The following is a 20,523-nucleotide window of genomic DNA, read 5'->3' as shown; positions in this document are numbered from 1 at the left end:
AACACCACTTCCACCAAGTGAGAACTCACACCACCGGCCGGAGCACTTCCAGACACCCGATCTGAAGGCTTCGGCCGATTTTCCAGCCCGTTTCTACATCGGTGAAGAAGGCCCCTGAGAGGAGGCCACCATGAGCATCAGAACCGAGATCTCTGCTCCGGCCGGCCGCGAACGGACAGCCGAAATCCCGGCCGGCGGTACCCCGGCAGCACGGCCGAAACCCCGCAGGCGAACCGATCGCGTCGCCTATCTCTTCCTGCTCCCGTGGTTCGTGGGATTGCTGCTGCTCACGGCCGGTCCCCTGCTCGGGTCCCTGTACCTGTCGTTCACCAAGTTCAACCTCCTGCAGCCACCCGCCTGGAACGGCTTCGGCAACTACGTGAAGATGTTCACCGACGACCCGCGCTACCTGCAGTCGTTGAAGGTCACCTTCATCTACGTCGCCCTGACGGTCCCCCTGCAGCTGGGATTCGCCCTGGCCGTCGCCGTCATGCTGAACCGCCCGTTGCGCGGGATGGCGTGGTACCGGTCGATCTACTACATCCCCTCGCTACTCGGCGGCAGCGTCGCGATCGCGGTGATCTGGGGCCAGCTGTTCGACGACGACGGCGTCCTGAACGCCTTCCTCGCGTTCTTCGGCGTCGCCGGCCGCAGCTGGATCTCCAACCCTGACACGGCCCTCTACACGCTGGTGCTGCTGAACATCTGGCAGTTCGGCTCGCCGATGGTGATCTTCCTGGCCGGGCTCAAACAGATCCCGCAGGAGCTGTACGACGCGGCTTCGGTGGACGGCGCGAACGCCTGGCGGCGGTTCTGGTCGGTCACCGTGCCGCTGCTGACACCGATCATCTTCTTCAACGTGGTGCTGCAGATCATCCAGGCGTTCCAGGCCTTCACCCCGGCGTACGTCGTGAGCGGCGGCAGCGGTGGCCCGTCGGACTCCACGTTGTTCTACACGCTCTACCTGTACCAGCAGGGTTTCACGAACCTCAACATGGGCTACGCCTCCGCGATGGCCTGGGTGCTGCTGCTGATCATCGCCATCTTCACGCTGATCAACTTCGGGCTCGCCCGCCGCTGGGTCTACTACGAGGACCGCTGATGACGACTCTCCAGCACGCTCCCGCAGACCGTCGACGCGGACGGAGGTGGCTGACCCACCTCGCCTTGATCGCCGGAACCCTGGTGATGGTCTATCCGCTGCTCTGGATGGTCGGCGGATCCTTCAAGGACGAGAAGGACATCTTCTCCCAGCTCAACCCGTTCCCCGGTTCGCTGGATCCGCGCAACTACATCGCGGGCTGGACCGCGACCGATCCCACCTTCACCCGGTTCTACTTCAACTCGCTGCTGATCGCGGTACTCGCGGTGGCCGGCAACGTGATCGCCTGCACGCTCACGGCGTACGCGTTCGCCCGGCTGGAGTTCCGCGGCAAGAAGGTGTTCTTCGGCATCATGCTCGGCTCCATCATGCTGCCGGCGCACGCGCTGCTGATCCCGCAGTACGTGCTGTTCTTCCACCTCGGCTGGGTGAACACCTATCTCCCGCTGGTGGTGCCGAAGTTCCTGGCCACCGACGCGTTCTTCATCTTCTTGATGGTCCAGTTCATCCGCACGATCCCGCGCACGCTGGACGAGGCCGCGATGATCGACGGCTGCGGGAAGGTCCGCATCTTCAACCGGATCATCCTGCCGCTGACCGGCCCGGTGCTGATCACCACGATGATCTTCACCTTCATCTGGACCTACAACGACTTCTTCGCCCAGCTGATCTACCTGTCCTACCCCAGCAGCGAGACCGTACCGGTCGCTCTGCGCCGGTTCGTCGACGCGACCGGCGACTCGTCGTACGGGCAACTGCTGGCCATGTCGGTGCTGTCGCTGGTGCCGACCTTCATCGTCTTCCTCCTCGCCCAGCGCCGGATCGTCGAGGGCATCGCCACGACCGGCCTGAAGGGCTAGCCCGAAAGGAACCAAGTCATGACCACACAGCTCAACCGGCGGCGCTTCCTGCAGGCCGGACTCGCGGCCGGCGTACTCGCGCCGCTGCTGTCGGCCTGCAACCTCGACCCCGCGGCCAAGGAGGCGAAGGAGTCGGTCCGGTTCAGCAGCTACGGGGACCCGACCAAGCTCGGCCTGCGCGGCAAGCTCGCGGAGCTGTACACCTCGAGCCATCCGGACGTGAAGATCGTGTTCGAGGGCACCGCGACCGCGGAGTACTGGGACAAGCTCGCCACCCAGATGGCCGGCGGCAACGCTCCCGACGTGATCAACATCGACGCCCCGAGGATCGGCCAGTACGGCGCGGCGGGAGCGCTGCAGTCCCTGCAGAAGTACATCCCGGACACCATCGACACGAAGCCGATCGACCGCAACCTGCTCACCCAGGGACAGCTGAAGGGCGAGCAGTTCGGCATCCCGGTCGCGATGAGCACCTACAGCATGGGGTACGACGTGACCGTGCTCGACCAGCTCGGCCTGGAGCACCCGCGGGAGACGTGGACCTGGTCTGATTTCGCGACCCTGGCCAACCAGATCCGGCAGAAGTCCGGCCAGAAGATCTACGGCGCGGAGGACCCCAGTGGGGACACGGCGTCGTTGCAGATCTTCCTGCGTGGCAAGGGCGAGGACCTGTACAAGGACGGCACGCTCGCCTTCACCGATTCCTCGCTGACCGAGTGGTTCGAGTACTGGGCCGCGCTGCGAGCGACCGGCGGCACGATCCCCGCCGACATCGCGGCTCAGGCCAAGTACGGCGACTGGCCGACCGGGCCGCTGGTCAAGAGGCAGGCGGCGCTCGCGCACATCCAGACGCCCAATCTCAAGGGCGGTTTCCAGGATCTGACCAAGAACACCATCGACATCACCCTGCCACCGCGGCACGCGAAGGGCGGCAAGTGCGGGACCTTCCCGGCACCGAGCAGCTTCCTGTCGCTGAACGCCCGGAGCAAGCGCGCGGACGATGCCGCCGCGTTCATCAACTGGTTCGCCAACGGCGAGGAGGCCGCGAAGACCCTGCGGCTGATCAGCGGACCGCCCGCCTCGGCCGCCGGCCGGGACGTGCTGCTGAAGGGCAGTGATCTGTCGGCGAGCGAGAAGCAGGTGCTGGCCTACACCGACCTGGCGCTGAAGAACTCCTCCGCCCCGCCGCAGGCCAGCCCGGCCGCCTCGACCGCCGTGGGTGATCTGCTGCTGAAGACCAGCCAGGACATCGCTTTCAAGAAGATCTCGATCAAGCAGGGCGTCCCGAAGTTCATCGCCGACGCCCGCAAGACCCTCGACGGCAAGTGATTGGAGTCCTATGCCTGAGTTCGTCATCACCCGGAACGAGAAGAACCCCGTCACCACCGGCCGGATCGCCACCTGGGCGGCAGAGCAGCTCGCCCAAGCCCTGAGTATGACGGCCACCGATGCACTGGTGATCCGGCTGGCCACCCCCGACGAGGTCCCCGCCGCGGACCTCGCCGACGTGCCCGAGTCGTACGCCGTACTCCGCACCGACGGCGAGATCGTTGTCGTCGGCAACGACGAGACCGGCCTCCGGTGCGGGCTGCTCGAGCTCGCGGACCGGGTGGCCGCCGGCGCGGACCTCGCCGGTACGACGCCCTTCGCGGAGCAACCCGCCGTTCCCGTCCGGGGCGTGGTGCGTTCGTTCTCCAGTGTGGACGAGGACCTGTCCTGGTTCCACGACAAGCAGTTCTGGACCGACTACCTGACCTGGCTGGCCGCGTCCCGGTTCAACCGGTTCCACCTCGCGCTCGGCATGCAGTACAACTACGGCGCCGATCGGCACGGCGCCACCGACAACTACCTGTGCCTGGCCTATCCGTTCCTGTTCGACATCGACGGCTACGACGTACGGGCCGAGGGAGTCGGAGCGGACGAGCAGAAGCGCAACCTGGAGACCCTGCGCTTCATCGCCGCCGAGAGCAAGCGCCGGGGATTGAAGTTCCAGCTCGGCCTGTGGAACCACGCCTACGACTACGGCCGGGACTCGGTCCACCGGTATCCGATCACCGGGATCGGCTCGGACAACCACGCGGCGTACTGCAAGGCGGGCATCGCCAAGCTGCTCGCCGAGTGTCCCGACATCGACGGGCTCACGTTCCGGGTGCACTACGAGGGCGGCATCCCCGACCACCAGCACGAGATCTTCTGGCGGGCGGTGTTCGAGGGCGCGAACTCGGCCGGCCGGCCGCTGGAGATCGACATGCACGCCAAGGGTGTCGACCAGGCCCTGCTCGACGCCGTCGACCTGCCGAACCTGTCCGCCGTACTGTCCGCGAAGTACTGGGCCGAGCACGTCGGACTGCCGTACCACCAGGCCTCCATCCGGGCCAAGGAGGCGGCCAAGCCGATCCCTCCGGGCCACGAGATGAAGGGCATCACCGAGTTCTCCCGCCGGTTCACCCGCTACGGGTACGGCGACTTCCTGCGCGAGGACCGGACCGTCGACCTGATGTTCCGGGTCTGGCCGGGAACCCAGAAGCTCCTGGCGTGGGGCGATCCCGCGATCGCGGCCGGGTACGGGCGAATGTCGACGTTCGGTGGATCCCGTGGTGTCGACCTGTGCGAACCCCTGTTCTTCAAGGGACGCAAGGGCAGCGGCGAACCCGGCGCACGCGATCCGTACGTCCGCGACGACCTCCGGCTGCCCGGCAACCGGGAGTGGACCAAGTACCGCTACGGCTACCTGCTGTGGGGACGGCTCCTCTATAACCCCGATGCCGAGCCCGAGACGTGGCGTCGCCATCTGCGTTCGACGTACGGCGAGGCCGCGGCGGCCGTGGAGGACGCCCTGAGCCCGCTCAGCCGGATCCTCCCCCTGGTGACGGTGGTGCACGGTGTCGGCGGATCGAACAACGGCTACTGGCCGGAGGTGTACCTCAACCTTCCGATCTCGTCGCGGGTCCACTCGGATCACTACGCAGGCGACACCGATCCCCCGGCGAACTGGGGTGGCGTCAGCCCGTTCGACCCGACGACCTTCTACGGCATCGACGAGTACGTCGCTGCGCTGGCCGCCGGCGAACTGAAGGCGAAGTACACGCCGCTCGAAGTGGCCTCCTGGATCGAGCAGCTGGTCGACGACGGCCAGCAGGCCCTGGAACGGGCCCAGCAGAGCGCGGACCAGTCGGATCCGCAGGTGCGCCGGGTGCTGATCGATCTGCAGATCCTGGTCCGGATGGGCAGGTTCTTCGCCGGCAAGTTCCGGGCCGCGGTCGACTACTCGATCTACCGGGCCACCGGGGATGCCGGTTCGCTGGAGTCGGCAGTGCGCATCTACCAGGCAGCGCGGGACGCGTACGCCGAGATCCCGGTCATCGTCGACGGCGTCTATCAGCGGGATCTGCGGTTCGGGGTCGAGGCATCCGAGCACGGTCACTGGGCGGATCGGGTCCAGGACATGGACACCGATCTGGCAGCCCTTACCGAGGAACTGCAGGAGGCGGCAAGCACGCAATCAGCAGCCGCGTTGCCTTCGGCACCAGCGCCCCGGCCGGCCACTCCCGGGGTGAACCACACGGTGCCGGAGAGCTTCGACCGGGGCGAACCGGTCACGCTCTCGTTGGAGGTGGTGGACCCGGCCGTGGTCGGCGCGACGCTGCACTACCGGCACGTGGACCAGTCGGAGTCCTGGCAGCAGGTCCCGATGGAACTGGCCGGGCAGACCTTGTCAGGCACGATCGACGGCGACTACACGGCGTCGACGTACCCGCTGATGTACTTCTTCAGCGTGCTGCACCGGGACGGCGGGCAAGCACTCCACCCCGGCCTGGCCGCCGACCTGTCCAACCAGCCGTACGTCGTCCTGGGATCCGCGACCGTCAGCGGATGATCGCCGCGATCACCACGATCGCGACGAGCGCCGCCAAGACGATGGAGGTGACGAGTCGACGGGTCCGGGGGTCCACTGGTTCAGGCTAGTGGACCCCCGTCGCGGTGCCTCACACCAGTGGGTAGTTCAGCGGAGACTGACCAGCGGTCCGGGGCGGTGGACACCGCGCGGGCGGTAGCCGAGTGCGTCCGAGTGTCCGAGGTAGTCCGAGAGCAGCCAGATGATGGCCAGCCACATCTCAGTGCCCTGCAGGCCGGGGATCGAGCGGTCGTCGGTGCCGTCCGGGGCGAACGCGAAGCCGGCGCCGCCGACCCAGCGGTCGAGGATCGCGCGGAGCTGCTGCTCGGCCCACCGGCGACCGTCCTGTTCGCCGTACGACGTCTGTTTGCGAGCCAGCCAGAGTGGGTGGATCACGTCGAGGACGTTGCAGGAGTTGTAGTTGTCACCGGTGAACATCCGGCGGTCATTGCTGTGGGCAAGGACTGTGGTGACGGCCTGCTCCGGGTACGGCAGTGGCAGGCCGAACTGGGCGTACGTGCCGCGGGTCAGCCGGTAGAACCCGTTCACCACCTGCAGCCAGCCGTCGTCGGGATGTGGTTGACCCCAGGCGCCGGTGGTCGGGTCGGCCGCGATGGTGAGCCAGCCCATCAACGCTTCGATCGGTCCGGATTCCTTGTGGTCGTGGAGATTCCGGGCGATGGCGGTACCGAGGCCGTCGATGCTGGAACCGGCCGACCAAGCTCTTCTTGCCCAGGGCAAATTGTCGAGCTCGTCCGGGATGAAGTCGGTACGGATCTTGTGCTCGAAGCTGCTGTCCAGGACCTGGAGTGCGTAGCCGACGCAGAGGATGTGGTAGCTCGCGGGGCCTTCCAGGACGGAGAGTTTCGCGTCCGACGGGAGGTCGAGGCCGGCGTCGGAGAGGTCTCCGGGTGAGACCAGTCCGGTGTCCGGGTCCTGGCGGGCGCGGAGGCGGCGGACGAGGTCGTCGCGGGTGTGGCCGGCGGGGGTACGGCGCAGCAGTAGGTCGGCGATCTCGACGGCATCGCACCACGGGCGGATCGCGGGCTCGTGGTCGAGTCCGGGCCGGTCGACGAACCGTACGCCGTCCCAGCACCGCTGCAGCAGATCATCAACCTGATCCCGCGCCTTGGCAGCAAAGGCAGTAAGCCGCTCCGGCAGCTCCGTGGCAGGGCTTGAGGACGAGGTGGCGGGCGCTGGGGATGAGGTGGGCATTGTGTCTTCCGGGGTGCGGGAGCGGAGGATGCGGGCGGGATTGCCGGCGGCGATGGTGTTGGCGGGGATGTCCCGGGTGACTACGGCGCCGGCGCCGACGATGGTGTGGGGCCCGATGGTGACGCCGTCGAGGATGGTGACGTTGGAGCCGATCCAGACGTCGTCGCCGATCGTGATCCCGAGTGCCGTGTGCGGTTGCTTGAAGATCGGCTGCCCGGGCGCGGTGCCGTGGTTGAAGGCGAGCAGCGACGTGTGCGCGCCGATCCGCACCCCGTCGCCGATCGTGATCCGGCCGCGAACGGTCGTGAACGGGTTGATCGTCGAGTCGGACCCGAGCACGATCTGCCCGGTCACGTACGCGTGCGCCGCGATGTACGAGCGCTCCCCCATCCGGAGCTCGTCGCAGTACACAGCGGCCGACTCCGCGACGTACACGTCGGTGCCGAGCTCGACCGACCCGCCGAGCCGGGCCTGTCGCTCGGTCTGGCGTCCACGCTCCTCCTCCGACGCCTTCCGCGCGTACTCCCAGGGCAGGAAATCCAGCCGCAACGGCTCTCCAGAGGTCATGGGAAAACGCTATCCAAATCCTGGCGAGCCCGCTAGCCCCACGAACCCGCTGCTAATCTCCCGTTTGTGCGGCGAGGCAAGCAACCATGACGACATCCGGGTCCCTGGTCGGCGGTGAGGGCGCGGACGACGATCCGGCGAGCACCAGTGGGCGCCGGAGCCAGCGAGTCACGATCAGCGATCTCGCGCGCCGTCTGCACATCTCCAAGGCCTCGGTTTCGTACGCCCTGAACGGCCGCGCCGGTGTCAGCGAGGAGACTCGCCAGCGGGTTCTCGCCCTGGCCGAAGAGCTGGGTTTCCACCCCAACTCGGCCGCCGTCGCGCTCTCGGCCAGCCGCACCCGGACGATCGGCATCGTGATCGCCCGCGACCCGGCGCTGATCTCGACCGAAGCGTTCTACATGCGGACGCTGGTCGGCATCGAGCAGTACCTGAACGAGGTCGACTCCTCGCTGCTGCTGCGGCTGACGGGCGAGCACGGCGAGGATCTCGACGTACTGCGGAGATGGTCGCGGCAGGGGCGGGTCGACGGGTTCATCCTGTTCGACGAGCACAACGACGACCCGCGGATCCCGATCCTCAAGGAGCTCGGGGTGCCGTGTGTGGTGGTGAGCTCGAACGATCCCGACGACGCCGTCGGCCGGCTGATCAGCTCGCCGGAGGAAACCGTCACGCTACTGCTCGATCACCTGGTCGAGCTCGGTCATCGCGACATCGCGCATATCAGCGGGCCGTTCACGTTCGTCCACGAGCAACTGCGGGTGCGGATGCTGCGCGAGCACGCCGACCGGCACGGCATCACGGTCCGGCACATCGAGGGCAGCTACCGGTACGACGACGGCGCCGAGCTGACCCGCCAGCTCCTGACCGGGCCGAACCCGCCGACCGCGATCGTGCTCGGCAACGACCTGATGGCGGTGGCCGCGCTCCAGGTCGCGATGGACCTCGGTACGGCGGTACCCGGCGAGGTCTCGATCGTCGCCTGGGACGACTCACCCCTGTGCGAACTGGCTCGCCCCGCGATCACCGCGGTCGACCAGAAGACCATGGAACGCGGCCGCGCCGCCGCCGACCTCCTCCTCCGCATCGCGGCCGGCGAACCCGACCTCCACGAACAGGCCCCCGCCGGCGAACTCCGCCCCCGCGACTCCTCCGGCCCGATCGCACAACCCTCCAGCTGAGGGGATAACCCCCCACCTGGAGGGTTGCCCCCTGAGATTCCGAGTGGGCAACCCTCCAACTCGGGGGATAACCCCTCAGCTGGAGGGTTGTGCCCGGTGGGCAGGGAGCGGGAGTGGCCCGCCTGACGTTCGAGGGGGTATCCCGTCCCCTCGCGGGGTGGTGAACCGGTTCGGTCAAGACTCTGTGAAATCGGGTGGTTCCGGAGTGTGTCGGATTGCGCTTGCCGGAGGCCCGCGAGAGGTTGGATGAGTCACGAGGCAATAACGAACTACCGCCAACTGAACCGGTTAGGGTTTCGAAACTTAACCGGTTAGGCCACTATGGGGCCGATCCGCCTCCGCAGGTCCGCGGGGGCTCGACGGGACGAGGGAGTCCGACGTGAGACTGCGTTCGCTGGTAGCCGCGGCAGCGGCGACCGCCTTGGGAATCAGCCTGGCCGCCTGCGGAGGCAGCGGCGACTCGGGCGACTCCTCCGGCGGCGGTTCCGGTGGTGACCAGACGCTGACCTACTGGGCCAGCAACCAGGGCACCAGCCTGGACAACGACAAGGAGGTGCTGACCCCGGTCCTGCAGAAGTTCACCGCTGACACCGGCATCAAGGTCAACCTCGAGGTGATCGGCTGGAACGACCTGCAGACCCGGATCCAGACCGCGACCACCTCTGGTCAAGGTCCGGACGTGGTCAACATCGGCAACACCTGGGCGGCCTCGCTGCAGGCCACCGACGCGTTCCTGCCGTTCGACGGCGACGCGATGACCGCGATCGGCGGGAAGGACAAGTTCGTGCCGACGGCCCTGGCGACCGGCGGCAAGGAAGGCACCGACCCGACGTCGGTCCCGCTCTATGGTCTGGCCTACGGCCTGTACTACAACAAGGCGATGTTCGCCGCGGCCGGCCTGCAGCCGCCGAAGACCTGGGAAGAGATGGTCACCGACGCGCAGAAGCTGACCGACCCGGCGAAGAAGCAGTGGGGCATGGCGCTGGCGGCCGGCAGCTACACCGAGAACGTGCACTTCGCGTTCATCAACGCCGCGCAGAACGGCGCGGACTGGTTCGACAAGGACGGCAAGCCGACCTTCACCAGTGACGGCAACGTCCAGGGCGTGCTGCGGTACCTCGACCTGATGCAGAAGGACAAGGTCGCGAACCCGTCCAACGCGCAGTACGACAACGGCACCAAGTCGGTGAACGACTTCGCCACCAAGAAGGTGGCGATGGTGATCAACCAGAACAACGCCGACTCCTCGATCGTTGCCAACGGCATGAAGGCCGGCGAGTACGGCGTCGTGCCGTTCCCCGCACCGCAGGGCGCGGCGGCCCCGGTCGCCAGCCACGTGGCCGGGATCAACCTGTCGATCTTCAAGAACACCAAGCACAAGGACGCGGCGCTGAAGTTCGTCAAGTACATGACGGACGCGGACACCCAGACCACGCTGGGCAAGCCGTTCGCCTCGCTCCCGGTGCTGAAGGACGCCAAGCCGGTGTTCACCACGGACGCGGAAGAGGCAGCGACGTTCCAGGACGTCTACAACACCAAGTCCAAGCCGCTGCCGCTGGTGCCGGCCGAGGACCAGTTCGAGAGCACTGTCGGCAAGGCGATGAACAGCATGTTCGCCAAGATCGCCACCGGCGGAACGGTGTCGGCCGACGACGTGAAGGCGGCCCTGAAGACCGCAGAGGATCAGGTGGCCGCGGGTAGCTGACGCGGTCCAGATGGCCCGGGCGCAGTGGCGTCCGGGCCATCGATCACGTCAGCCGACCCCACGAATCGAAGGACAGGAGGCGACCACCAGGATGTCCGTCGCCACAACCGAAGCGGCACCGGCGGCCGCGGCCGAGGCCGCGAAGAAGCCCAAGCGCGGTCCCGAACATCGGCCCGGCCTGAGCCGGTGGCTGCCTTACGCACTGCTGGCCCCGGCGGTGCTGCTGGAACTGTTCATCCACATCATCCCGATGGTCGTCGGGATCTGGATGAGCTTCGTCAAACTGACCAAGTTCTTCATCGCGAACTGGTCGGCCGCGCCGTGGGCCGGGCTCGGCAACTACAAGATCGCGCTCGACTTCGACAACGCCGTCGGCGAGGGACTGCTGAAGTCGTTCGGCGTCACGGTCGCCTTCTCACTCCTCACGGTCGCGTTGTCGTGGGTGCTCGGGATGGCCGCGGCCGTCGCGCTGCAGCCGGCGTTCCGCGGCCGGAGCCTGATCCGGACGCTGTTCCTGGTGCCTTACGCGCTGCCGGCGTACGCCGGAATCCTGACCTGGAACTTCATGCTCCAGCGGGACACCGGCGCGGTGAACCACGTGCTGAACCAGCTGCATCTCACCGACGGCGGGACGTTCTGGCTGATCGGCAGCAACGCGCTGGTCTCCCTCATCACGGTCGCGACCTGGAAGCTGTGGACGTTCGCGTTCCTCACGCTGATGGCCGGATTGCAGAGCATCCCGCGCGACATCTACGAGGCCGCGTCGGTGGACGGCGCCGGCAACCTGCGGCAGTGGCGCAACATCACGCTGCCCTCGCTGCGCCCGGTCAACCTGGTGCTCGTGCTGGTCCTGTTCTTGTGGACGTTCAGCGACTTCAACACGCCGTACGTGCTGTTCGGTACGGCGCAGCCGCCGGCCGGCGACCTGATCACGTTCCACATCTACAACGCGTCGTTCCTGACCTGGAACTTCGGCACCGGGGCGGCGATGTCCGTGCTGCTGCTGATCTTCCTGATGATCGTCACCGGCACGTATCTGTTGGTCACCGGAAGGAGGTCACGTCGTGCGTGAGTCTGTGTCAGTGACAAGAGGCTTCAAGATCTACCGCGGTGTCGTGCTGGTCGTGCTCGGGGCGTTCGTCCTGATCCCGCTGTACGTGATGGCGACCTCGTCGCTCAAGCCGCTGAAGGACGTGCAGGGCCCGTTCACCTGGTGGCCGTCGAACCTGACTCTCGCCCCGTTCGTGGACATGTGGAAGACGGTGCCGCTGGCCCGGTACTTCGTGAACAGCACGATCGTCTCGGTGGTCGCGACGGTGTTCTCGGTGGCGATCGCGATCCTGGCGGCGTTCGCGGTCTCGCGGTTCCGGTTCCGGGGCCGGACGGTGTTCACCACCACGGTGCTGTCGACGCAGATGTTCCCCGGTGTGCTGTTCCTGCTGCCGTTGTTCCTGATCTTCGTGAACATCAACAACCAGTTCGGGGTGCAGCTGGTCGGGACGCGGCTCGGGCTGATCATCACGTACCTGACCTTCAGCCTGCCGTTCTCGATCTGGATGCTGGCCGGATACTTCGACAGCATCCCGCGCGAACTGGACGAGGCGGCGCTGGTGGACGGTTGCGGCCCGCTGGGCGCGCTGTGGCGAGTGGTGCTTCCGGCCGCACGGCCCGGTGTCATCGCGGTCGCGATCTACTCGTTCATGACCGCATGGGGTGAGGTGTTGTTCGCCTCGGTGATGACGACCGAAGCCAACCGCACTCTGTCCGTCGGACTGCGCCAGTACTCGACGCAGACCAACATCTACTGGAACCAGATCATGGCCGCCGCCCTGGTGGTCAGCATTCCCGTGGTGATCGGCTTCCTCCTGGCCCAGCGGCACTTCGTCGCCGGCGTGACGGCAGGCGCCGTCAAGTAATCGCAGTACTACGCTCTGCCGACGGCCCCGGCTTCGACCGGGGCCGTCTGCAGGTCTGCACGTCCCGAACCCGTGACGGCCGGGACGAACTCGCGCAGACTCGGAAGCAAGGAGGGGTCGTCGTAACGCCTTGGGAGGGGACATGTTTCGACGTTTCATGATCATCGGCACGGCACTGATCACGGGGTTGAGTCTCGTCGTCCTGCCGGTCGTACCGGCAAGCGCACACGGCACTCGGTGGAGAGTGATCGCGTCCGGCCTGGACAGCCCACGCGGCCTGGGATTCGCTCCGAACGGCACGCTCTACGTCGCCGAGGCAGGTGTGGGCGGGTCGGGGCCTTGCGTCCCGCATCCGCTCGGGCAGATCTGCTACGGCGCCACGGGCGCGGTGACTCAGGTGCAACGAGGACACCAGACGCGTGTCCTCACTGGGCTGCCGTCCTTCGTGCTGCAGGGCACGGAAGAGGTCTTCGGGCCGTCCGACGTCGGACTGCGCGGCAGCGGACAGTTGTACGTGACGCTGGGACTCGGTGACGACCCGGGCTTGCGGACCCAGTTCCCGCCGAACGGGCAACTCGCGGCGACTCTGATTCGCGCGAACCCGGCGAACGGAAAGTTCAAGGTCGTGGCGAATATCGGCGACTACGAACTGTCCGCGAACCCGGACGGGGGACTGCCGGACACCAACCCGCAGGGCCTGCTGCTCACGAAGCACGGTCAGGCCGTCGCGGATGCCGGTGGGAACTCGTTGCTGGGTATCTCGCACGGAAAGATCTCCACGCTCGCGGTGTTCCCGAACCGGCTCGTGCCGAACCCGTTCGGCGGCCCGGACATCCCGATGCAGGCGGTGCCAACGACGGTGACGCGCGGCCCGGACGGCGCGCTCTACGTCGGTCAACTCACCGGGTTCCCGTTCCCGGTCGGCGGCGCGAACGTCTATCGGATCGGGCCGGGCGGACAACCTCAGGTGTTCGCGAGCGGATTCACCAACATCATCGACATCGCCTTCGGTCCGGACCGCGCGCTCTACGTGCTGGAGATCGCGCAGAACGGCCTGTTGTCGGGTGACCCGACTGGTGCACTGATCCGGGTCGGCCAGAACGGCTCGCGGACGGTCATCGCGAGCACAGGCCTGACGATGCCGACCGGCTTGGCGATCAGGAACGGCAAGGCGTACGTCTCCAACTGCGGCGTCTGCGCCGACGTCGGCCAGGTCGTCGCGATCCCGCTGCACTGACCTGGGGATGCGGCGAGCCCGGCACCGGGTCGGGTGCCGGGCTCGTGAGCATGGTCAGGCGAAGAGCTTCTCGCCCCAGTAGGAGCCGGGGGTAACGCCGGGTGGGCAGGCGAAGATGCCGGAGCCGACGTGGTGGATGTACTCGTTCATCGTGTCGCTGCGGGCCAGCTGGTTCTGGATCGGGATGAACTGCTTGCGCGGATCACGCTGGTAGGCAAGGAAGAACAGCCCGGCGTCCAGCCGTCCGAGACCATCCGAGCCGTCGACGAAGTTGTAGCCGCGGCGTAGCAGTTCGGCGCCGTTGTTGAACTGCGGGTGGGCCAGCCGGACGTGCGAGTCCATCGGGACCTTCGCCTCGCCGTCGGAGTTCTTCGCGGTGAAGTCGATCGTGTCGAACTCGTCCGCCTTGCCCAGTGGCGCGCCGGTGCCCTTGCCCCGGCCGATGATGGTCTCCTGCTCGCCGAGCGACGTACGGTCCCAGATCTCGATGTTCATCCGGATCCGCCGCGACACCAGGTAGGAACCGCCGGTCATCCAGTCCGAGCCGTCCTCGGGTTGCACCCAGACCTGCTGCTCGAGCTTGTCCGCGTCCTCCAGCTTCAGGTTGTTCGTGCCGTCCTTGAAGCCGAACAGGTTCCGCGGAGTGGCCTGCGCGCGCGACGTCGACGACGTCCGGCCGAAGCCCAGCTGGGAGTAGCGAACCGCGACCCGGCCGAAGCCGATCCGGGCCAGGTTGCGGATCGCGTGCACCGCCACCTGCGGATCGTCCGAGCAAGCCTGTACGGCGATGTCGCCGCCGGACCGCGATGGGTCCAGGTCGTCGCCGATGAAGTGCGGCAGGTCGACCAAGGCCTTCGGGCGCTTGGATGCGAGTCCGAAACGCTTATCGAACAGCGATGCGCCGAACCCGACGGTCACCGTCAGCCGGGCCGGCGGCAGACCGACCGCCTCGCCGGTGTCCTCCGGCGGAGCCTCGTCCGGCCCGTTCACTGCGCCGTACTGACCGATGTCTCGGCCGGCCGTGAGCAGCGCGGCCGCGGCGGTCCACTCCTTCAGCAGGGCGATCAGGTCGTCCCGCTTCGTCGTGGTGACGTCGAACGCGGCGAAGTGCAGCCGGTCCTGGACCGGCGTGACGATCCCGGCCTGGTGCGGTCCGTGGAACTCGACCGGACCGTTGTTGTCCGCGGCCTGCGACGGCTCGCTGGACAACGCCGAGTGGGCGGCGTAGCCGGCGACGCCGGTCGCGACGGCGGCTCCGGCCGCGCCGAACAGGCCGCGGCGGGAGAGGCCCCGCCTGGCCGGGGTAGGAGTAGGTGTGTTGTCGGTCATTTCTTCGCAATCACTCCGGCGACCTTGCTGACCGGCTCGGCCAGCCCGTCCACGACCTGGCTGAGCTGCTTCTTCTCCGCCTCGCTGACCAGGTACGGCTTGAAGCCGTCGCCTACGCGGTACTTGTCGACCGCGGCGAAGACCGCCTTGAAATTGGTGTCCAGCGCGGTGACGAGCGCCGCGTCACGCGCCTGCAGGGCCGGTCGCAGCGCCTGGACCGCGGCCTGAGATCCCTCGACGTTGGCCTGGAAATCCCACAGGTCGGTGTGCGAGTAGCGGTCTTCCTCACCGGTGATCTTGCCTGTCGCGACCTCGTCGAGCAGCTCCTTGGCGCCGTTGGCCAGCTGCAACGGGTTGAGTTTGACGACCTTGGCCTTCGCCACGACCGTCTTCACGTCGATCAGCAGCTGGTCGGCGTACTTCTCCATGCCCTTGGTGGTGTTGGAGACCCAGAGCGCCTGCTCGATCCGGTGGTACCCGGTCCACTCGGTGCCCGGCTCGACGTCGTTGACCCGGGCGTCGATCTTCGGGTCGAGGTCGCCGAACGACTCCGCGACCGGCTCGATCCGCTCCCAGTACGTGCGCGACACCGGGAACAGCTCCTTGGCCTTGGCCACGTCGCCGGCCTTGACCGCGGTGACGAACTCGGTGGTCTTCTGCTCCAGCGCGAGGGCCTGCGAGTTCACGTACCGCTGGTAGCTCTCGGTGGCCTGCTTGAGCAGCGTGTCCTCGTCCACCTGCGCGGGCACGTCGCCAGTGACCGTGAGGTCGCCGCGGATGCCGTCGCCGACCATGCCCGGTTTGCAGACCGCCTGGTACTTGCCGGTCGGCAGCTCCACGATCAGGTCGCGCTTCAGGCCCGGGCCGATGTTCTCGACCTCACCCATCACCCGGTCGCCGTCGGCGTACACGTAGAACTCGGTCACCTTGCTGCCGCTGTTGGAGACGGAGAAGGTGCTGGTACCGGACTTGACGTCGCGGCGGCTGAGCGAGCAGTCGGAGTCGGTCGCCTTGACGGTGACCGGGCCGGTGCCGTCATCGGACGTGGCGACCGGCTTGTCGTCGGCGCACGCGGTCAGGGTGGCGAGGCCGAGGACGGCACCGAGCACAGAAGCCCGGCGGACCGTGGTCGTGAACATGATTCTCCTGGACGGGTGAGGGGTGGATCAGGCCGCTTCTTCAGCGGTCTTCGCCGGAACGGCGGGTGGCGTGCTGCTCTTGACCGGGCGGAAGTAGAGCACCATCACGGGAACGAGGTAGAGGAGCCAGGCGGTCGCCTCGACGACGGTCGGGGCCGGGTTGAAGTTGAAGATGCCCTTGAGCAGCACGCCGTACCAGCTGTCCGGCGGGATGACGTGCGAGATGTCGAAGGCCAGGTTCTGCAGGCCGGGCAGGATGCCGGCCTCCTGCAGGTCGTGGAAGCCGTAGGCGAAGATGCCGGCCGCGACCAGGATCAGCACCGCGCCGGTCCACTTGAAGAACACGGCCAGGTTGACCTTGACCGCGCCCTTGTAGATCGCGATGCCGAGCAGCACCGACGTCGCCAGACCGAGCAGGACGCCGACGAACGGTACGGCGGTGGTCGCGGTGGCGGCCGATGCGTACACGATGAACGCGGTCTCGATGCTCTCCCGGAACACCGCCAGGAACGCGAGGATCGCGACCGCCCGGGAACCGACCTCGAGCGCCTGCCCCATCCGCTCGCGCAACTCTCTGGCGATGCTGCGTGACGCCTTGCGCATCCAGAAGATCATCCAGGTGACGAAGCCGACCGCGAGGATCGACATCACCCCGCCGATGGTCTCCTGGGCGGTGAACGAGCGGGCGGTCAGCGCGGTGACGAACTGCAGCAGCCCCCAGGCGGCGGCTGCCACGGCCAGTGCCGCGCCGACTCCGATCCAGACCAGTTTGAGTCGATCTCGATGCCCTGATTTGACCAGGAAGGTGGCGAGGATGCTGACGACCAGCGAGGCCTCGAGACCTTCACGGAGTCCGATCAGATAGTTCGCGAGCATGGCGGGACTCTTTCATGACATTAGGTACGGCTAACCTTCCTGAGGTTAACCTAAGAAGTCCCATTCGCCCACAGTGGTGTACGCCGCACTGTGTCCCGGGCCCTCACCAAGCCGGGACTCGATCAGCTGCAGGCTTCCTGCGGTCCAGACCGGACCGTCGTACGTGTCGAAGATCCTGACCCACCGAGTGACGTCGACCGGCCGCCGCAACCGGGCCAGGGTGACGTGCGGGGTGAATTTCCTTCCCTCCACCGGGACGCCGGCGCGACTCGCTGCCGCCCGGGTCGTCATCGCCAGATGCTTGAGCGACTCGGTCTCGTCGCGCACCCCGGCGTACAGGACGCGCGCTTCGGGCACGCCCGGGAACGCGCCCGCTCCGATCAGTTGCAGTTCGAAGGGCGCCTGCCGCTTGGCGGCCCGCTCGAGCCGCTCCCCCAGTTCCTCGGTCTTCCAGTCCGGCACGTCGCCCAGGAAGGCCAGCGTGATGTGCCAGTGCTCGTCCGAGGCCCACCGGATGTCGTCATCCGGATGCTCCCGCCGCGGCTCCACGAACTCGCCCAGATCCTCCAGTACCTCGAGAGGTGGCACCACGGCCACGAACAATCGCATCCCAAAACTCTATCTGTGGTGGAAACTCGCCTCATGGAGGATCGCAGCATGGATGAGCGGAAGTTGCCGTCGCCCTGCGTCGTGGTGCTGGTGGGGCCTGGGGCGTCGGGGAAGTCGGCCTGGGCGGCGGAGCGGTTCGGGGCGGAGCTGATCGTGTCGAGTGATCGGCTGCGGGCACTCGTCGGGGCCGGGGAGGACGACATCGCCGCCAGTACGGACGCGTTCGCGTTGCTGGAAGAGGTGGTGCGGCAACGGATCGGTCGGCACCTGACGACGGTGATCGACACGCTCGGGCTGGATCGGGACCGGCGGATGCGGTGGCTCGGGTTGGCGCGCGAGGCCGGAATGCCTTGTGTGGCAGTCGGTTTCGACACCCCGGCCGCCGAGTGCCGGCGACGGAACCGCTCACGGTCGAAGCGGATACCGGCCGACGTGCTGACCGCGCAACTGCGCACGTGGAACGCGGTGAAGAAGGAGTTGCCGGACGAGGGGTACGACGATGTGCTGCAGCCGACCGCGCTGCGCGTCGTACCTTCGACCTTCGTCGAGTCTGGTGCGGCGGCCGCCCGACAGGTCGAGACGCCGACCGGGTTGCGGTTCGGGTTGCAGTTGAGCAGCTACACGCACAAGGCCGGCCGGACCGGGACCGCTACCTGGATCCGCGAGGTGGCTACGCGTGCTGAGGCGGTGGGATTCGACGCGATCTACGTGATGGATCATTTCCGGCAGATCCCGCAGGTGGGGCGGGCCTGGGACGACTTCCTGGAGAGCTGGACGACGCTCGGATATCTCGCTGCCTGCACCACACGGATGCGCCTTGGCACTCTGGTCTCCGGCATCACCTACCGGAACGTTGCGCACCTCGGGAAGATCGCCGCAACTCTCGACGTCTTGAGCGGTGGCCGAGCTGTCTGTGGTGTGGGGCTGGCTTGGTTCGAGGCCGAGCACAAGGCTTATGGCTGGCCCTTTCCATCGGTGGGCGAACGCTACGCATTGCTCGAGGACGCGTTGCAGTTGCTGCCGGTTTTATGGGGACCAGGCAACAAACCGTTCCGTGGCAAGGTGCTCGACATTCCGGACACGACGTGCTATCCGCGACCTTTACAGGAGCACTTGCCTGTACTGGTTGGCGGCAGCGGTCCGCGGACCTTGCGCCTGGCCGCCCAGTATGCCGATGCGGTCAACGTCTTCGGTGACGTCGCTCAGGTACGCAAGCGTGCCTCCTACCTGTCTGGAAAGGTCGAGCTCACGCATCTGTCCACAACCCTTGTGGGTAAGGATTCTCGCGAGCTCGAGGCATTGGTGAACGGTCTGCGGCCGCGCAATGTGAACCCGGCCCGGTACGCCGCTTCGGTCAACGCGGGCACGGTCGACGACCAGATCGGCCGCTTCCGGGAACTCTCCGAGGCCGGTGTCGCAGAGGTGATGATCAGCCTGCCCGACCTCGACACCCTGGACGCGGTCGGCGACGTGATCTCAGCCTTCCGGGTCTAGCTTGATCTTCAGCAGGGCGTTCTCGATCAACTCGGACAGGGCCGGGTGGATCCAGTACTGGTTGCGCGCCATCGAGACCGCGTCGAGGCCGAAGCTCATCGCCTGGATGACGGGCTGGATCACCGCGGACGCCTGCGGTCCGATGATGTGGCAGCCGATGATCTGTGCGGTCTTCGGGTCGGCCAGGATCTTCGCGAAACCGGTGGTGTCCTCCATCGCCCAGCCGTACGCGATGTCGGCGTACTGCTCGACGCCTGCCACATAAGGGATTCCGCGGTCGCGGGCCTCCTGCTCGGTGAGGCCGACCGCGGCGATCTGCGGCGAGCTGAACACGGCGTGCGGGACGAAACGGTGGTCGGCCTTGATCCGGTCGTCGGGGTTGAGCAGGTTGTGCTTCACCACGCGGGCCTCGTGGTTCGCGACGTGCTTCAGCTGGTGCGGCGTGGTCACGTCACCGAGCGCATAGATGCCGTCGACGGTGGTCTGCTGGTACTCGTCGACCACCACGCGGCCTTCCTTGTCGACCTCGACCCCGGTCGCGTCCAGGTTGAGTACGTCGGAGTTCGGCGTACGACCGACTGCGACCAGGAGCTCGTCGACCACGATCTCGTCGGCGCCGTCCGGGTCCAGCGTCTTGATCAGAATCGTCCCGTCGTGCTGCCGCGTGACCCGGATCGTCTCGTGGTTGAAGCGTACGTCGTACTTGCCGCGAGCGATCTCGGTGAAGCGTTCGGCCACGTCGGTGTCCTCGTGACGCAGTAGCAGCTTCGAGCGCGCGATCAGCGTGACGTCGACGCCGTACGACGAGAAGACGTGGGCGAACTCGGCGGCCACGAAGCCGCTGCCGATGATGCCGAGCCGGCGCGGCAGCTGCTCGATCCGCATGATCGTGTTCGAGGTGTGGTAGCCGACGTCCTCGAGGCCGGGGATGGACGGCTCGATCGGCCGGCTACCGGCGGCCAGCACGAACCGGTCCGCGCTGAACACGCTCGTCGTCCCGTCCTTGTTGTCGACGGTCAGTTCCTTGACGCCGGTGAACCGGCCGGTGCCGTCGTACACCGTGACGTTGGCGTTGTCGGCGTGGTGGTGCCGGTACTCCGAACCACTCGCCGCGATCGGGTCGATCCGGCCGAAGATCCGGTCCCGGACCTCCGGCCAGCGGACGCCGAGCAGTTGCTCGTCGACGCCGTACCGGGAGCTCACCGACGGCGTGGCAGCCAGGTCGGCGGTGTGCACGAACATCTTGGTCGGGATGCAGCCCACGTTCAGGCAGGTGCCGCCGAACGTGCCGCGCTCGACGATCGCCACCTTCCAGTCGGCGAACCGGTGGTTCACGATCGTGTTCCCGGAACCAGTCCCGATGATGACGAGATCGTAGTGAGTCACACCCCATTGTCA

General features: G+C 67.0%; 16 protein-coding genes. 10 read left to right on the top strand and 6 right to left on the bottom strand.

From position 1 onward, the window contains the following. Positions 1-130: 130 nt before the first annotated feature. Genes ACZ3HV_RS29105 through ACZ3HV_RS29090 form a run of 4 tightly spaced genes read left to right on the top strand, consistent with a single transcriptional unit; the run spans position 131 to position 5,839 of the window. A complete protein-coding gene (locus ACZ3HV_RS29105; RefSeq protein WP_360376214.1) occupies positions 131-1,102 on the top strand; it encodes a carbohydrate ABC transporter permease in 972 nt (323 codons plus the stop codon). Beyond that, positions 1,102-1,962 (top strand): carbohydrate ABC transporter permease, encoded by an 861-nt coding sequence (locus tag ACZ3HV_RS29100; protein ID WP_465688651.1) that lies wholly within the window; start codon positions 1,102-1,104, stop codon positions 1,960-1,962. Before ACZ3HV_RS29105 ends, ACZ3HV_RS29100 begins: the two co-directional genes overlap by 1 nt. 18 nt (positions 1,963-1,980) lie before the next feature. Then, positions 1,981-3,291, top strand: coding sequence for an ABC transporter substrate-binding protein (locus tag ACZ3HV_RS29095; protein ID WP_465688649.1), 1,311 nt, complete (start codon positions 1,981-1,983; stop codon positions 3,289-3,291). A 10-nt stretch (positions 3,292-3,301) separates the two neighbouring features. After that, positions 3,302-5,839, top strand: coding sequence for a hypothetical protein (locus tag ACZ3HV_RS29090; RefSeq protein ID WP_465688647.1), 2,538 nt, complete (start codon positions 3,302-3,304; stop codon positions 5,837-5,839). Positions 5,840-5,965: 126 nt separating this feature from the next. On the opposite strand, the gene ACZ3HV_RS29085 is transcribed toward ACZ3HV_RS29090, so the two are convergent. After that, the gene (locus tag ACZ3HV_RS29085; protein ID WP_465688645.1) at positions 5,966-7,639 is read right to left on the bottom strand and encodes an acyltransferase; all 1,674 of its coding nucleotides are present in this window, start codon (positions 7,637-7,639) and stop codon (positions 5,966-5,968) included. A gap of 86 nt (positions 7,640-7,725) precedes the next feature. Here ACZ3HV_RS29085 and ACZ3HV_RS29080 point away from each other — a divergent pair, with 86 nt between their 5' ends. The 5 genes from ACZ3HV_RS29080 to ACZ3HV_RS29060 all read left to right on the top strand — a co-directional run bounded on the left by ACZ3HV_RS29080 (position 7,726) and on the right by ACZ3HV_RS29060 (position 13,678). After that, entirely contained in the window at positions 7,726-8,820 is a 1,095-nt protein-coding gene (locus ACZ3HV_RS29080; RefSeq protein ID WP_465688643.1) for a LacI family DNA-binding transcriptional regulator, read from the top strand. 379 nt (positions 8,821-9,199) lie between these two features. Then, positions 9,200-10,525 carry an ABC transporter substrate-binding protein gene (locus tag ACZ3HV_RS29075; protein ID WP_465688641.1) on the top strand — a complete coding sequence of 442 codons (1,326 nt, stop codon included), beginning with the start codon at positions 9,200-9,202 and terminating at the stop codon, positions 10,523-10,525. A gap of 91 nt (positions 10,526-10,616) precedes the next feature. Beyond that, on the top strand, positions 10,617-11,597 hold the full coding sequence (locus ACZ3HV_RS29070) for a carbohydrate ABC transporter permease (RefSeq protein WP_465688639.1): 981 nt from the start codon (positions 10,617-10,619) through the stop codon (positions 11,595-11,597). After that, positions 11,590-12,441 carry a carbohydrate ABC transporter permease gene (locus tag ACZ3HV_RS29065; protein ID WP_465688637.1) on the top strand — a complete coding sequence of 284 codons (852 nt, stop codon included), beginning with the start codon at positions 11,590-11,592 and terminating at the stop codon, positions 12,439-12,441. The genes ACZ3HV_RS29070 and ACZ3HV_RS29065 overlap by 8 nt, the downstream gene beginning before the upstream one ends. Positions 12,442-12,583: 142 nt before the next feature. Then, positions 12,584-13,678 (top strand): ScyD/ScyE family protein, encoded by a 1,095-nt coding sequence (locus tag ACZ3HV_RS29060; protein ID WP_465688635.1) that lies wholly within the window; start codon positions 12,584-12,586, stop codon positions 13,676-13,678. Between the two features lie 54 nt (positions 13,679-13,732). Here the strand turns inward: ACZ3HV_RS29060 and efeB are convergent, their stop codons facing one another. From efeB to thpR, 4 genes are read right to left on the bottom strand one after another with little or no spacing between them, the layout of a single operon-like run. Next, a complete protein-coding gene (gene efeB / locus ACZ3HV_RS29055; protein WP_465688633.1) occupies positions 13,733-15,007 on the bottom strand; it encodes an iron uptake transporter deferrochelatase/peroxidase subunit in 1,275 nt (424 codons plus the stop codon). Further along, positions 15,004-16,146, bottom strand: coding sequence for an iron uptake system protein EfeO (efeO, locus tag ACZ3HV_RS29050; protein ID WP_465688631.1), 1,143 nt, complete (start codon positions 16,144-16,146; stop codon positions 15,004-15,006). Before efeO ends, efeB begins: the two co-directional genes overlap by 4 nt. Positions 16,147-16,173: 27 nt before the next feature. Beyond that, the gene (gene efeU, locus ACZ3HV_RS29045; RefSeq protein WP_465688629.1) at positions 16,174-17,022 is read right to left on the bottom strand and encodes an iron uptake transporter permease EfeU; all 849 of its coding nucleotides are present in this window, start codon (positions 17,020-17,022) and stop codon (positions 16,174-16,176) included. A gap of 45 nt (positions 17,023-17,067) precedes the next feature. Then, positions 17,068-17,631, bottom strand: coding sequence for an RNA 2',3'-cyclic phosphodiesterase (gene thpR / locus ACZ3HV_RS29040; RefSeq protein ID WP_465688627.1), 564 nt, complete (start codon positions 17,629-17,631; stop codon positions 17,068-17,070). 48 nt (positions 17,632-17,679) lie between these two features. Between thpR and ACZ3HV_RS29035 the strand changes: the two genes are divergently transcribed. Continuing rightward, a complete protein-coding gene (locus ACZ3HV_RS29035) occupies positions 17,680-19,125 on the top strand; it encodes an LLM class flavin-dependent oxidoreductase (RefSeq protein WP_465688625.1) in 1,446 nt (481 codons plus the stop codon). Here ACZ3HV_RS29035 and ACZ3HV_RS29030 read toward each other — a convergent pair. After that, the gene (locus tag ACZ3HV_RS29030; RefSeq protein ID WP_465688623.1) at positions 19,108-20,511 is read right to left on the bottom strand and encodes a mycothione reductase; all 1,404 of its coding nucleotides are present in this window, start codon (positions 20,509-20,511) and stop codon (positions 19,108-19,110) included. The two genes, ACZ3HV_RS29035 and ACZ3HV_RS29030, sit on opposite strands and share 18 nt — an antisense overlap. Positions 20,512-20,523: the final 12 nt, after the last annotated feature.

Source organism: Kribbella sp. NPDC020701, from assembly GCF_055562215.1.
Note: the sequence above shows the minus strand (reverse complement) of the source record. Positions and strands in the feature narration are given on the sequence as shown.